Source organism: Gryllotalpicola koreensis, from assembly GCF_039538185.1.
Lineage (GTDB): Bacteria > Actinomycetota > Actinomycetes > Actinomycetales > Microbacteriaceae > Gryllotalpicola > Gryllotalpicola koreensis.
Genome location: NZ_BAABBW010000001.1, coordinates 892,440 through 906,014, shown reverse-complemented (window position 1 = coordinate 906,014; position 13,575 = coordinate 892,440). Strand labels below are relative to the sequence as shown.

11 protein-coding genes are annotated in these 13,575 nt (G+C 67.9%); 3 read left to right on the top strand and 8 right to left on the bottom strand.

Annotated elements, in window-relative coordinates:
* Nucleotides 1–4: 4 nt before the first annotated feature.
* From ABD708_RS04330 to ABD708_RS04305, 6 genes are all read right to left on the bottom strand, one after another.
* The gene (locus ABD708_RS04330) at nucleotides 5–2,542 is read right to left on the bottom strand and encodes a glycoside hydrolase family 2 protein (RefSeq protein ID WP_344752050.1); all 2,538 of its coding nucleotides are present in this window, start codon (nucleotides 2,540–2,542) and stop codon (nucleotides 5–7) included.
* Nucleotides 2,539–3,351, bottom strand: a complete 813-nt coding sequence (locus tag ABD708_RS04325; protein WP_344752049.1) for an ABC transporter ATP-binding protein — start codon at nucleotides 3,349–3,351, stop codon at nucleotides 2,539–2,541. The genes ABD708_RS04330 and ABD708_RS04325 overlap by 4 nt, the downstream gene beginning before the upstream one ends.
* Entirely contained in the window at nucleotides 3,348–4,262 is a 915-nt protein-coding gene (locus ABD708_RS04320; protein WP_344752048.1) for an ABC transporter ATP-binding protein, read from the bottom strand. The genes ABD708_RS04325 and ABD708_RS04320 overlap by 4 nt, the downstream gene beginning before the upstream one ends.
* Entirely contained in the window at nucleotides 4,259–5,230 is a 972-nt protein-coding gene (locus ABD708_RS04315) for an ABC transporter permease (protein WP_344752047.1), read from the bottom strand. Before ABD708_RS04315 ends, ABD708_RS04320 begins: the two co-directional genes overlap by 4 nt.
* Before the next feature lie 12 nt (nucleotides 5,231–5,242).
* A complete protein-coding gene (locus ABD708_RS04310) occupies nucleotides 5,243–6,232 on the bottom strand; it encodes an ABC transporter permease (RefSeq protein WP_344752046.1) in 990 nt (329 codons plus the stop codon).
* An 80-nt stretch (nucleotides 6,233–6,312) separates the two neighbouring features.
* Nucleotides 6,313–8,016, bottom strand: a complete 1,704-nt coding sequence (locus tag ABD708_RS04305; protein WP_344752045.1) for an ABC transporter substrate-binding protein — start codon at nucleotides 8,014–8,016, stop codon at nucleotides 6,313–6,315.
* Nucleotides 8,017–8,198: 182 nt separating this feature from the next.
* Between ABD708_RS04305 and ABD708_RS04300 the strand changes: the two genes are divergently transcribed.
* The 3 genes from ABD708_RS04300 to ABD708_RS04290 are packed head-to-tail and all read left to right on the top strand — an operon-like array spanning nucleotide 8,199 to nucleotide 12,760.
* On the top strand, nucleotides 8,199–9,413 hold the full coding sequence (locus tag ABD708_RS04300) for an ROK family transcriptional regulator (protein ID WP_344752044.1): 1,215 nt from the start codon (nucleotides 8,199–8,201) through the stop codon (nucleotides 9,411–9,413).
* A 58-nt stretch (nucleotides 9,414–9,471) separates the two neighbouring features.
* Nucleotides 9,472–11,637 carry an alpha-galactosidase gene (locus ABD708_RS04295; protein WP_344752043.1) on the top strand — a complete coding sequence of 722 codons (2,166 nt, stop codon included), beginning with the start codon at nucleotides 9,472–9,474 and terminating at the stop codon, nucleotides 11,635–11,637.
* Entirely contained in the window at nucleotides 11,624–12,760 is a 1,137-nt protein-coding gene (locus ABD708_RS04290; protein ID WP_344752042.1) for a glycoside hydrolase family 26 protein, read from the top strand. The genes ABD708_RS04295 and ABD708_RS04290 overlap by 14 nt, the downstream gene beginning before the upstream one ends.
* Here ABD708_RS04290 and ABD708_RS04285 read toward each other — a convergent pair.
* Both ABD708_RS04285 and ABD708_RS04280 read right to left on the bottom strand, forming a co-directional pair.
* On the bottom strand, nucleotides 12,720–13,307 hold the full coding sequence (locus ABD708_RS04285) for an NAD(P)-dependent oxidoreductase (protein ID WP_344752041.1): 588 nt from the start codon (nucleotides 13,305–13,307) through the stop codon (nucleotides 12,720–12,722). The two genes, ABD708_RS04290 and ABD708_RS04285, sit on opposite strands and share 41 nt — an antisense overlap.
* 118 nt (nucleotides 13,308–13,425) lie before the next feature.
* The gene (locus ABD708_RS04280) at nucleotides 13,426–13,566 is read right to left on the bottom strand and encodes a hypothetical protein (protein ID WP_344752040.1); all 141 of its coding nucleotides are present in this window, start codon (nucleotides 13,564–13,566) and stop codon (nucleotides 13,426–13,428) included.
* Between the last annotated feature and the right edge of the window lie 9 nt (nucleotides 13,567–13,575).

Genomic DNA, 13,575 nt, shown 5'->3' with positions numbered 1-13,575 from the left:
TTCTCTACGAGGCACGCGGGGCGTGCAGAACGTTCGCGCTGCTGAGCACCGGCCACTGCGTGAAGGCCGCGGGGTCCACGTCACGAGAAGACGCGATCTCGAAGCGAACGCTCTCTCCCGCGAGCAGCGAGACGAGCCCGCGGTCGACCCGCGCCTGCGGGTCGACCCGGTCGACCTGCAGGAAGACGTCACGCACGAATGAACGGGCTGTCACTGTCACAGCGTAGCCGCCCTCGGTCCGCTCGGCCGAGACGTCGAACGGCTCGGGGTCCAGCGCTTGATCGACGACCTCGGCGGGGTGCCACAGAGCCGTGGTGAAGGCGGAGTCCCGCGTCGTGGCCCGGGCGACGATGACCTCGCGCGACGAGTCGCCCACGGCGCGCACGTCGGGCGGCAGCTCAAGCTCGAGCCAGCCGCGCGCGGGAATCGTCGCCGACAGCGTGGCGGTCGCGAGCACCGTGCCGTCGAACCTCTGGCGAGCAACGTCGAAGGCACCATCGAACCCGGCATCCGTGTCGTTCACCAGCACGAGCGACAGGACGTCCTTCTCGGGCGCGGCGCCCTCGAATGCCGCCTCGACCGCCGCAGCGGACGAGCGCGGCTGGATGGTCGCGAGCTGCGGCGCGTAGGCGTCGCGCAGCGCGTACCACAGCGGTTTGCGGTGCTCGTCGAAGTCGACCGCCGCCCACGAGACGACCGGCCAGTTGTCGTTCAGCTGCCACAGGATCGTGCCGGTGTTGTGCGGCGTGAGCGAGCGGAAGTGGGCGATGCCGCTGGCGATTGCGTGGGCCTGGTTCAGTTGAGTGGCCCAATGCCAGGCCTCGATCGACGTCGGCGCAGGCAGATGCCCGACGATGCCGCGCGCGAGCTTCTCGTTGCCGAGGTGCGCCTTCTGGTGCACGAGCATCTCATGACCGAAGGGGTCGAGCGGCTGATCGTGCACCACGCGCGCCAGCGTCGACCACGCCGGGGGACCCTGGAAGCCGAACTCCGAGAGGAAACGCGGCGCATAGTCGCGGTACGCGACGTAGTCGCGCTGGTTCCAGACGTCCCAGATGTGCATCGTGCCATTGCGCGGATCGTTCGGGTGCAGGTACTCGCCGAAGCTGAACGGCGATGCCGGTGAGTAGGCGCGCGTCGGGTCGAGCTCGGCGAGCAGCCGCGGGAAGAGGCCGCGGTAGTACCCGTCACCCCAGCTGCGGCCGTCGAGCGTCGCCGGCCAGCCCCAGTCGGCGTAGGCCCAGATGTTCTCATTGCTGCCGTTCCAGATGATCAGAGACGGATGCTGGGAGAGCCGCGTGATCTGCTCGCGTGCTTCGGCCTCGACCTCGAGGGCGAGGTGCTCCTCCTCCGCATACGCCGCGCAGGCGAACAGGAAGTCCTGCCACACGAGCAGGCCCAGCTCGTCCGCCCGGTCGTAGAACGCGTCGGACTCGTAGATGCCGCCGCCCCAGACCCTGATCAGGTTCACGTTCGCCTCCACCGCGTCGGCGAGCCTGCGCGTGTAGCGCGCCCGGTCGATCTCGGTCAGGAAGGCATGGTCGGGAATCCAGTTCACGCCGCGCACGAGCACGAGCTCGTCGTTGACATAGACGTTGAACGGACGGCCGGCGACATCCGGGGCGGTGTCGACGCGCACCGTGCGGAAGCCGACGCGGCCCGTCCACTGCGCGTCGCCTACCGACACGGTGACGTCGTAGAGCGACTGCTCGCCGTGACCGACCGGCCACCACAGCCGTGCGTCGGGCACCCGCACCTCGACGGCCACGACCCGGGCATCCGCAGCGACATCGGCGACCGCCGTGACGCCCTGCCCCAGGCCTGCGACCTTCACCACCACTGCGAGCGCCTCGGACGCACCGGCCCCGTCGCGCTCGAGCTTCACGTGAGCGGTGAGAACGCCGGCGGCGTCGCTGTCGACCGAGACCAGGGGACGCACCGAGTCGATGCGCACGCCTGACCACGAGTCGATGCCGATGGGCTGCCAGATGCCGACCCCGGCGACGTCGACACCCCAGTCCCAGCCAAAATGCGACGCCGTCTTGCGCAGCTGGTTGAACTCGTGGTGGTTCACGCGCGGCAACGCGCCGTAGCGCTCGGCACGCGCGTTCACCTCGGGCACCGGCGCCGCGAAGTCGACGACCAGCTCGTTGGCGCCGTCGCGCAGCAGCTCGGCGACCGGCCAACGATAGGAGCGGTGCTGATTCTCGGTGCGCGCCACCTCGTGCCCGTTGAGCCGCACGGTTGCCACCGTGTCGAGCCCGAAGGCGACGAGGTCGTGCCGCGCACTGCCGTCGTCGTGCCACTCGAAGCTCGTGACGTAGCGCCATGAAGTGTCGCCGATCCACTGCTGCGCGGCCTCGTTGTCGCCGTCGAAGGGGTCGGAGATGAGACCGGCGCGCAGCAGGTCGGTGTGGATCACTCCCGGCACCGTGGCCGGCAGCGCCGCGTCGGGGAAGCCGTCGGGCACCGGGCCCGCGAGCGGCGCGACCGTCCAGCCGGCCGTGATCGGGGTGAAGGTGAGGGGAGGGTGCTGGCTCATGCTCCTGCAATCTGCTTCAGTCGCAGCTCGGGGTTCGGCGCTGCCGCGGCGAGCTTCTTGGTGTATTCGTGCTGGGGGTTCAGGATGACCTCGTCCGACGGACCGCGCTCGACGATCTCGCCCTTGTACATCACGAGGATCTCGTCGCTGAAGTGCCGCGCGGTCGCGAGGTCGTGCGTGATGTAGAGCACGCCGAGGTTGTCTTCGCGCTGCAGCTGCGCGAGGAGGTTCAGCACGCCGAGCCTGATCGACACGTCGAGCATCGACACCGGCTCGTCCGCGATCAGCATCGTGGGCTCGGGCGCGAGGGCACGGGCAATCGCGACGCGCTGACGTTGCCCACCCGACAGCTCGTGCGGATGCTTCGCCGCGATCTCGTCGGCGGGGGTGAGGCGTACGCGCTCGAGCAGGTGGCTGACCTTTTCGTCGACATCCGACTTGCTCGTCGCCCGCTTGTGGATCTTGAGCGGCCGCGCCAGGTGATGCGCGATCGAGTGATAGGGGTTGAGCGAGGCGAAGGGGTCCTGGAAGACCATCTGAACCTGATTGCGGTAGGCGCGCAGTCCGCCGCCGTGGCGCTCGATCGGGCGCCCGTCGAGCAGGATCTCGCCAGACGACGGCCGCTCGAGCTGCAGCAGGAGCTTCGCGATCGTCGACTTGCCAGAGCCGGACTGACCCACCAGTGCGACGGTCTTGCCCGATTCGATCGTGAAGCTCACATCGTTGACCGCGAGCAGTCTCCCTGACCGCCCACGCTCCCCACGGATGCGGTACTGCTTGGTCACGTTGCGGAATTCGAGCGTGCTCATGACGCCACCACCTCCTGGTCGGTCTCCGTGAGTCGGTCATCGGCGATGCCGGTGCGGATGAAGTCGCCGCGTTTCCCGGTCAGCGACGGGAACGATGCGAGCAGTCGTTTCGTGTACTCGTCGCGAGGATTCGTGTACAGCTGGTACGCGTCGTTCAGCTCGACGATCTCGCCCGCCTTCATCACCGCGATCCTGTCGCTGATCTCGAGCAGCAGCGGGAGATCATGGGTGATGAAGATCACGGCGAAGCCGAGCTCGGAACGCAGCCGCGTGATCTCGTCCAGGATCTCCCTCTGCACCACCACGTCGAGCGCGGTGGTCGGCTCGTCCATGATCATCACCTGGGGGTCGAGCGCCATCGCCATCGCGATCATCATGCGCTGCCGCATACCCCCGGAGAGCTCGTGCGGGAACGATTTGAGGCGCGAGCGGTCCACGCCGACGCGCTCGAGCAGATCGCCGCAGCGCTCCACCCTCTCCGCCTTCTTCATCTCGGGGCGGTGAGTGGTGAAGATGTCCTCGATTTGCGCCTGGATCGAGATGACGGGGTTGAGCGAGTTCATCGCACCCTGGAACACCATCGAGATCTTGTCCCAGCGGAATGCCCGCAGATCCGCGCCGCCGAGCGTCGCGAGATCGACGCTGAACCCCTCGCGGGAGTGGAACGTCGCCGAACCCGAGGTGATGAGCGCAGGCGGCTTCAGCAGTCGCGTCACCCCGTAGGCGAGCGTCGATTTGCCACAGCCCGACTCGCCCGCGAGCCCGAGGATCTCGCCGCGCCCGAGGGTGAGTGACACGTTCTTCACCGCATGGGTCGTATTCGCGCCGAGATAATCGACACTGAAGTCCTCGATCGTCAGGACGGGGTCGGCCTCGTGGCGAGGGGGACGGGCGTCCATCGCCGTGTTCATTTGATGTCTTCCTTCTCAAGGCGCTGGATCTGATCGGCGGTGAGCCCCCATGCCTTGCGCGAGGCCCTGGTCTGATTGCGCAGCTTGGGGTTGATGATCTCGTCGATCGAGAAGTTGATCAGCGAGAGCGCGCACCCGAATAGCGCGATGACGAGCCCAGGCGGAACGAACCACCACCAGGCTCCCTGTGTGAGCGCGAGGTCGTTGTAGGCCTGGAACAGGATCGTCCCGAGCGTGAACGAGTTGTTCGCGCCGAGGCCGAGGAACGACAGCCCGGCCTCGCCGAGGATGGCGAAGATGATGGCGAACACGAACTGGGACGCCATGACCGGGATGAGGTTGGGCAGGATCTCCACCGCGAGCACTCGCCAGGTCTTCTCGCCCGAGACTTTCGATGCGGCGACATAGTCACGGTTGCGGAGGGAGAGCGTGACGGATCTGAGCACGCGTGCCGACCCCGCCCAGCTGGTGATCGCCAGGACAACCGCGATCAGGAACAGACCGCGCTGGTTCTGCGGAACGTAGTTGCCGATCACGATGACGAGCGGCAGGCCGGGGATGACGAGGACCACGTTCGTGAAGAGCGCGAAGCCCTCGTCGATGACGCCACCGATGTACGCGCCGAGCACCCCGAAGAACGCGGACAGCACCGTCGCCAGCAGGCCGACGACGAACCCGATGACGAGCGAGCCGCGCGTGCCGTATGCGATCTGAGCCCAGACGTCCTGGCCGACCTGCGTGGTGCCCAGCCAATGCTCCGGCCCGGGGGGCGCGAAGGCATTCGTGCTGATGGCGTGAGGGTCGCCGACGAGCAGGGGCCCGACGATCCCCCACACGATGACGACGCCCGCGATGATCAGGCCGACGATGAGCTTCGGCGAGCTCGATGGCAGCAGCCGAGCGAAGCTGCGGGTGCCGCCGGTGGTCGCCGGAGCGGCAGCATCAGTGACAGAGAGAGTGGATGTCATGACCGCGCCCTTCTAGGACCGCGCGCGGGTGCGCGGGTCGATGAGTCCGTACAGCACGTCGACGACGAGGTTCGCCGCGAGCACCGAGAGTGAGATCACGAGGAAGACGCCCTGCATCAGGGCGTAGTCGTCGTTGGAGACCGCGGTGAAGAGCAGTTGGCCGATGCCGGGGTAGCTGAACACCTGCTCGGTGACGATCGAGCCGGCGACGACGAAGCCGAGGGAGATCGCGAACCCGGAAAGCGAGGGGAGCACCGCGTTGCGGGCCGCGTAGGTCATGCGCACGCGGCTCGGCTTGAGGCCCTTCGCCTCGGCCGTGACGATGTAGTCCTCGGACAACGTCGCGACCATCATGTTGCGCATGCCGAGCATCCAGCCGCCGACCGACGAGATGACGATCGTCACGGCCGGAAGGAAGCCGTAGTACAGGGCGCTCCCGATGAACTGGAACGACAGCCCAGGAACCGTCGTCGCGACGTTGTAGCCGCCCGCGTAGGGGAACAGGCTGAGGACGCGCGTGAGCACGAGCACCAGGATGAGCGCGAGCCAGAAATACGGCACCGCCTGGAACATCGTGGTGACGGGAATGAGATTGTCGAGCCACGAACCGCGCTTCCAGCCCGCCAGCATGCCGAGGCCGATGCCGAGGATGAAGGAGATGATGGTGGCCATGCCGACCAGGGCGATCGTCCACGGCAACGCCTGGCCGATGACCGTGGTGACCTTCTCAGGGAAGTTCGTCAACGAGATCCCGAGGTTGCCGTGCAGCAGATTGACGATGTAGGCGCCGTACTGCTGGATGAGGCTGCCACCGGAACCCCCGAGCTCGACCTCCAGGGCGTGCCGGGTGCCTGCCGTGATGGGCTGGCCCGCCGCACCCATCTTGGCGATCATGATGTCGACGGGGTTGCCGGGCATGAGCCGGGGGATCAGGAAGTTGAGGGTCACCGCCGCCCACAGGGCGACGACGTAGAACACGATTTTCTGCAGGTAGAACCGCATCTCTGTCTGCTTTCTGCGTGGCCGGAGTCGGGCGGATGCTGGAAGGCATCCGCCCGACTCCGACCGCTATCGCGTTGCGTCTACTTGACCGGGCGGATGGTCTTGAGCACGATTCCCACGCCCCAGTTGCCACCCCAGGGAAGCGGGAAGGCGTACTGGTTGTCCTGGGTCGGCCAGCCCGTCGCACGGCTGTTGTTGTACTCGGCGAGAGCGGAGTTCACGTAGATCGGCACGTACGGCATGTCCTTGACGATCTGGTCCTGGATCGTCTTGTAGGCCGCCTGCTTGGCGGAGTCGTCGTTGGTGGTCGCGAGCTGCTTGATCGCCGCGTCGACCGCAGCGTTCGAGTACCGCGAGGTGTTGGTCGACGGCGCGGGGGTGCCGACCTTGGCCGTGGCCGACGAGGCGAGGTACGCGCTGTACTGGTAGTACGGGTCGGACGAGACGCCCATGTTGATCGAGTTCATCGACATCTCGAACTTGCCCGTTGACTCCGCCTGGCTCCAGGCGTTCTGGGCCATCTGGTTCACGGCGAGCTTGATTCCCGCCGCCTTGAACTGACCCTGCAGCAGCTGGCAGATGGTGTCGTAGTCGGTCCAGCCGGAGACCACGTTGACCGTGAGGTCGAGCTCCTGGCCGTCCTTCGCGTAGTAGCCGTCCGAGTTCAGCTTCCAGCCATCGGCCTCGAGGGTGCTCTTCGCCTTCGACACGTTCGCGGTCTGCGGCACCTCGAGGTAGCTGGGGTCCGTGATCTGCGACTTGTTGACCGTGTTAAGGAGCAGCGAGGAGGAGGCCGGCGCGCTGAATCCTGCGGCCGCCTGCTTGTCGAGCTGGGTGCGGTCCATCGCGTTGTACAGAGCCTGGCGCACGGCGGGGTCCGTCTGCGGGCCGGTGCACCCGAGGTCGACGTTAGCGCACGTGAACAGCGCGGTGGTCGCCTGCGGCGAGTTCGAGTAGCTGAGGTTCTTGTGCTTGGACATGATGCTCTTCAGCGTGGGCAGGAAGGCGCCCATGTAATCGGTCTGTCCGGCCTCGAGAGCGGATGTCGCGGCATCCGCGTTCGCCAGGGAGACGTATCGCACCTGGTCGACCTTCGGGGCGTTGTCGCCGGTGCCCCAGTAGTGCGGGTTCTTCTCGAGGACGAAGCTCTGCGGCGTGAAGCTCTTGAGCTCATACGGACCGGTGCCGACGGGCTTGTCGTTGGTCACCTTGGTCGGGTCGGAGATGTTCTTCCAGATCTTCTGCGGAACGATCGGCTCGTTGCCGAGGATCTGCGGCTCGAGGGTGAAGGAGGTCGTCGGGAAGTCGATGACGACGGTGTCAGCGGCGGTCTTCTTCGCCACCCACTCGGTCCCCGAGGTGTTGAGGCCAGGGTTGTTCGAGACGAGGTTCAGCGAGTACACGACGTCGTCGGTCGTCTCAGCCGACCCGTCCGACCACTTCACACCCTGGCGCACCTTGACGGTGAGCTCGGTGCCGTCCGTGTTCCAGGAGTATGACGTGCCGAGCAGCGGCACCGGCTTCCCGGCCTTCGCCTTGTTGTAGTAGAACAGCGGCTCGTAGATCACGCCGTTCGTGGGCTGCAGATACGCGCCCGTGTTGTTGAGCGGGTTGAAGTTCTCCGTGAAGTTTCCGACCTGGCCGCTGAACAGCGTGACCGAGGTGGTACCGCCCGCCTTAGAGGAGTTGCCGTTGCTGCCGCTGGTGCAGCCCGTGAGCGCGAGCGCAGCGGATGCCGCGACCGCAGCGGCGCCGAACAGCAGCCGCTTTCGAGTGATTGTCATCATTGACCCTTCGGTGGTGTGGAGGCGAATGCGTCCGGCACACGCCCGAGGGAACAACGCTGACCCTCGGCTCGCGCGGTGCTGGGTCTTTCTTAGATGGCTTTCTAAAGCGTGTCAAGTTAGTAGGCTCCTCCCTGAGGTCAAGATCGGATAACGTCACGAACATGGCGCAAGGAGGGCACATGGCACGAGCGCGGGTTTCACTCGCATCCGGTACCAGCAAAGGCCTCGTGCTCGACTTGATCCGCACCCACGGACCCATCGGCCGCACCGACCTGGCGGCCCTCACCGGACTGACCGCCGCGACCATGTCGACGGTCGTTCGACAGCTGCTCGCCGACGGCCTGGTGCGGGAGTCCGGCCTCGGTCGTCCCAATGGGGGTCGCCCCGTGGTCTTGCTCGAGGTCGACACCTCCGCGCGCTACGCCGTCGGCGTGCAGCTCGGCAGGGAGTCGATCACCTACGTCGCCGTGAACCTGCGCGGTGCGCTCGTCGGGCGACTGCGCACGCGGGGTGTGGGCGGCCGCGCGCCAGAGGCGATGGCCGCGGGCGTCGTCGCGCAGATCCACGATCTGCTGACCGGACTCGGAATCGACGAGGAGCGGGTGGTCGGCATCGGAGTCGTAGCCCCCGGCCCGGTCGACGTCGCACGCGGCATGGTCCTCGGCCCCTCTCACATGGCAGCGTGGCACCGGGTGCCGCTGCGCGACATGATCACCGCGTCGACAGGACTGCCGGTCGTGCTCGACAACGACGCCACCGCCGCTGCGATCGGCGACTTCTGGGGCGGAGCGGTCGAGGGTGCGCACTCGCACGCGACGGTCTACATGGGGCTCGGCGCGGGCGCCGGCGTCCTCATCGACGGGACGGTGTTTCGCGGAGCCAGCTCGAACACGGCCGAGATCGGTCACATCGTCGTCGCCAGCGGGGCAGACGGGCGCCCGGTCATCGCCGAAGACGTGGCCGACCCGACCGCGGTCGTCCGAACCGCGCATGCCCATCCGGGCGAGGCCGAACGGCTGGGTCTCGCCGGCGACGAGTTCGCTCAGTTCAGCGCGATCGCCAAGGCATCCGCCCGAGGCGACACGTTCGCGACCGGTCTCATCGAACAATCCGCACGCCACCTCGCAACCGCGGTGACGTCGCTGGCGAACCTGTTCGATCTCGACTCGATCTCGCTGGCCGGTCCCGCCTTCGCGACGGCCGGATCGATCTATCTGCAGGTGATCGACTCTCAGGTGAACCGCGACTTCTTCGCTCGACCGCAGCACGGCATCCGCGTGCGGCTGTCCCCACACACTCAGGATGCCGCGGCCGTGGGGGCAGCGACGCTGATTCTGCAGTCGGAGCTCGCGCCGCGCACCATGGGGCTGAGCGCCCCCCTGTCACTGGCCTGAGGCGCCCGCGACCCGCCCACCTCCCTCAATCGACCCGCAACGACGCAGGAATCCGCCCATGAGCATCCGCCCCGCGAACGAACCGTTCACCGTCCTGGAGTCCCACGGCACCCAGGTCGTGCTTGAGCTCCATCCTGACGGCTTCCCCGCCGTGCTGCACTGGGGCCCGTCGCTCGGCGCTCTCGACGCGTCGGCGCTTCGCGAACTGTCGCGCGCGGCGAGCCGCCAGACGCCTCCGGCGACACTGGACGCCGCGTGGCAGGTCCCGCTCGTGCCGCAGGAATCCGACGGCTGGGCCGGCCGGCCCGGCCTGCTCGCCACCCGCGGCGGCACACCGGTCTACCCCAGGTGGACTCTCGCCGGCCTCGATGAGGCCGAGGATCTGCTCACGATCCACGCGGTCGATGAGGCCAACGGGCTGAGCATCGAACTGGAACTGCGCATCCAGCCCGGCGGCCTGCTCAGCGCCTCGTACGCGATCGCGAACACCGGCGACGGCGAGCTGGACGTGCACTGGCTCGAGGCCACGCTTCCCGTGCCGAAGACCGCGGACACGCTGACGCAGCTCTCCGGCCGGTGGACGCGCGAGAAAGCGCCCCACACGCAGGCCATACCGCGGGGAGCCACCGTTCGCCAGACGCGTCGCGGTCGCGACGGCCACGACGCGCCGACCGTCGCGATGCTCTCCATCGGGCATCCCCGCTCGCGCTCGGGCCGCGTCTGGGCTGTGCACACGGCGTGGAGCGCCGACGTGAGCTACCGCGTCGACCGCTTGGCCGAGAACACCACGGTCCTCGGCGCGGGCGAGCTGCTGCGCCCGGGAGAGATCGCGCTGGCCAGCGGCGAGACCTACGCGGCGCCCACGACGCACTTCGCGTTCAGCGAGACCGGCCTCGACGGCATCAGCGCGCAGTTCCACCGCTACCTGCGCTCCCGCCCGCAGCATCCGCGCTCGCCGCGCCCGCTCGTGCTGAACACCTGGGAGGCGGTCTACTTCGATCATCAACCGGCCAATCTCATCGCGCTCGCCGAGCTGGCCGCGAGCGTCGGCGTCGAGCGCTTCGTCCTCGACGACGGCTGGTTCCTGGGCCGGCGCGACGACACGCGCGGACTCGGGGACTGGGTCGTCGACCCCGCCGTCTGGCCCGACGGGCTCGAGCCGCTCTCGCAGCGCGTCCACGATCTCGGCATGCAGTTCGGGCTCTGGTTCGAGCCCGAGATGGTCAACCTCGACTCCGACCTCGCTCGGCAGCATCCCGACTGGCTCCTGCACAACCCGGCACACCTCGCCGCGCCCGAGCGCCTGTCGTGGCGGTCCCAGTACGTGCTCGACATCGCGAATGCGGATGCATACGCGCACCTGCGTGGGCAGATGGACGCGCTCGTGACCACCCTCGGAATCGACTTCATCAAGTGGGACCACAACCGCGATCTCATCGAGCCCGTGCATGCCGGACGACCAGGAACCCATGCTCAGACGCGCGCGATGTACGCGCTGATGGGCGAGCTCAAGCGGCGGCATCCCGGCCTTGAGATCGAATCGTGCTCCAGCGGGGGCGCTCGCAGCGATCTCGGAGTGCTCGACGTGGCCGATCGAGTCTGGGCGAGCGACTCCAACGACCCGGTCGAGCGCCAAGACATCCAACGGTGGACCCAGCTGCTGCTGCCGCCCGAGCTCGTCGGCGGTCACGTCGGGCCGACCGCGTCGCACAGCTCGGGGCGGGTCACAGAGCTGTCGTTCCGCATGGCGACGAGCCTGATGGCTTCGGCCGGCTTCGAGTGGAACATCGCAGAGTGCACGCCCGAGGAGCTCGCGACGATCGCCCGGTTCGCCGCGCTCTACCGCGAGCTGAGGCCCGTCATCCACACGGGCGACGCGGTGCACGTAGACCTGGCCGACCCGGCCCTGCGCTTCGTCGGCGCGGTCGCGCAGGACGGGTCATCCGGGGTCTTCACGATCGCCTCCGTCGCCACGCTGGAGGACTCCCAGCCCGAGCGCGTTCCGCTGCCCGGCCTCGACCCGGACCGGCGCTATCGCGTACGGGTGCGCGACGAGATCGGCGCGGCGCGCCACACGAGCTGGATCGCGCCGCCATGGCTCGCCGACGGGGTCACGATGTCCGGCCGCGCGCTGACCGAATTCGGCCTCCAGATCCCCGCGCTCTGGCCTGCTCAGGCCATGATCCTGCACGCCGTGGCCGAGGACTCCGATGCACAGGAATGACCCCCGTCCCGCCGATCCCGCCCTGACCCCGGAGGCTCACGCGCTCTTCGACAAGCTGCACGCGCTGACCGGAACCGCGGCCCTGTTCGGTCAGCAGGACGCACTCGCATACGGGCGAACCTGGAGCGGCGGCCACGGCGGCCGCTCCGACGTGCACGACACCGTCGGCGCTCACCCGGCCGTCATCGGGTTCGACCTCGGCCGCCTCGAGCTCGGGAACGCCGCCAACATCGACGGGGTGCTCTTCGACGACATGGTCACGTGGATCCGAGAGGGCCATGCGAACGGGTGCCTGATCACACTGAGCTGGCACAGCGTGAATCCCCTCACAGGAGGCGGCTACGACGAGAACACCGCGCCGGGGTCGGTCGCTGCGGTTCTGCCGGACGGCCCGCAGCACGCGCTTTTCCTCGAGTGGCTCGACCGGCTCGCAGCGTTCAACCGGCGCCTCGTCGACGACACGGGGCGACCCATCCCGATCGTGTTCCGTCCGTTCCACGAGCATTCCGGCTCCTGGTTCTGGTGGGGTGTCGGCGACGAGAACCATCCGGGAAGCGCCAGCGCCGACGAATTCGCCGAACTGTGGCGGATGACCGTCCGGGAGCTGCGCGACGAGCGGCAGCAGCACAATCTGATCTACGCGATCTCGCCCGACCGCAGCCGCCTGCCGCTCGACGGCTTCGAAGAGCACTACCTGCGCGGCTACCCCGGCGACGAGTGGGTCGACGTGCTGGGCATCGACAACTACTTCGATACCGGCCGCGCCGACAACCCGATCCCACCGGAACAGCACTTCGCGAACTTCATCGCCGTACTCGAGAAGGTCGCCGCGTTGGCCCAAGCGCGAGGCAAGCTGGCCGCGCAGACCGAACTGGGCAACGCCGGTGCGCTCACGGGCAACGCCGACGATCCCTGGACCGGATTCTTGGCGCGTGCCGCGGCCGCGACGCCCCTCACACGTCGCATCCTCTGGTACCTCGCGTGGCGCAACGCGTCGGGAGACACCGGCAGCAGCGGTCTCGGAACACCCACGGCCGACGAATCGACGGCGCCCGACTTCCGCAAGCTCGCCGCCGACCCGTTCATCCGCTTCTCCGATCGGATGCCGGCGATCTACCGCTGAGTGCGATCAGCCGGTGACGGCGCAGCGCAGCGGGAATCCCGATAGCGCGCGGTCGGCTTCGTCGGCTGCCAGGCGCTGTAAATTTGCCAACGACGCGTCGGAGTAGAACGCCGCGTGACGTGTTGACCACGACAGCGCCAGCTTTGAGCTCGGCAAGGCGGCCAGCATCGATGAGGCGCCGGTTCGCCTCGGTCAACGGCGCGTGCAAGGAAATCGCGTCCGCCCTGCGGAGGAGCTCGCCGAGGGAGAGAGGGGTGATGCCCGACGTTCGCATTGAGTCCGGATCGATGAAGGGGTCGAACGCGACGATACGGAATCCGAAGGGCACGCGACGCGCCCCGACGGATCGGCCGATGCGACCGGTGCCGATCAGGCCGACTGTTGTGTCCGCGAAGCCCGTGATCCGTCCGACGTCGGCGGGCTGAACCCACCCTGCTGACCGAATGCGATCCATGTAGGCGACAACTCGGCGCAGAAGCGCGAGCAGGAGGGCGACCGGGTGATCGGGCGAAGTTGACGAAGACGACGCGACTGCCACGTACGGCACGCGCCGTCTCCTCCTCGCCCCGCACGTCGTGCTCGGCGAAGCTGCAGCCGTGCCGCTCGGCGAGCGCGGCGGTCTCGATCGACCCCGCCGAAGGCCTGGTCGGTGACGACGACCTCGCTCATTCGTGCTCCTTCGGCAGGCCACGCCCTGCGAGGTTGACCATCAGGGCGCGGATGCCGAAGTCCCAGTCTTCTGCATCCTCAGCGGTCGTCACCTCGTTAACGAGGGCGCCAAGCTCCGGCGCCGCGATCGTCACCACGTCGGGGTC

What these genes read in the sequence shown, in the direction of transcription:
- ABD708_RS04330 (WP_344752050.1), bottom strand. Translation starts at nt 2,542, where the DNA reads ATGAGCCAGCACCCTCCCCTCACCTTCACCCCGATCACGGCCGGCTGG.
- ABD708_RS04325 (WP_344752049.1), bottom strand. Translation starts at nt 3,351, where the DNA reads ATGAGCACGCTCGAATTCCGCAACGTGACCAAGCAGTACCGCATCCGT.
- ABD708_RS04320 (WP_344752048.1), bottom strand. Translation starts at nt 4,262, where the DNA reads ATGAACACGGCGATGGACGCCCGTCCCCCTCGCCACGAGGCCGACCCC.
- ABD708_RS04315 (WP_344752047.1), bottom strand. Translation starts at nt 5,230, where the DNA reads ATGACATCCACTCTCTCTGTCACTGATGCTGCCGCTCCGGCGACCACC.
- ABD708_RS04310 (WP_344752046.1), bottom strand. Translation starts at nt 6,232, where the DNA reads ATGCGGTTCTACCTGCAGAAAATCGTGTTCTACGTCGTCGCCCTGTGG.
- ABD708_RS04305 (WP_344752045.1), bottom strand. Translation starts at nt 8,016, where the DNA reads ATGACAATCACTCGAAAGCGGCTGCTGTTCGGCGCCGCTGCGGTCGCG.
- ABD708_RS04300 (WP_344752044.1), top strand. Translation starts at nt 8,199, where the DNA reads ATGGCACGAGCGCGGGTTTCACTCGCATCCGGTACCAGCAAAGGCCTC.
- ABD708_RS04295 (WP_344752043.1), top strand. Translation starts at nt 9,472, where the DNA reads ATGAGCATCCGCCCCGCGAACGAACCGTTCACCGTCCTGGAGTCCCAC.
- ABD708_RS04290 (WP_344752042.1), top strand. Translation starts at nt 11,624, where the DNA reads ATGCACAGGAATGACCCCCGTCCCGCCGATCCCGCCCTGACCCCGGAG.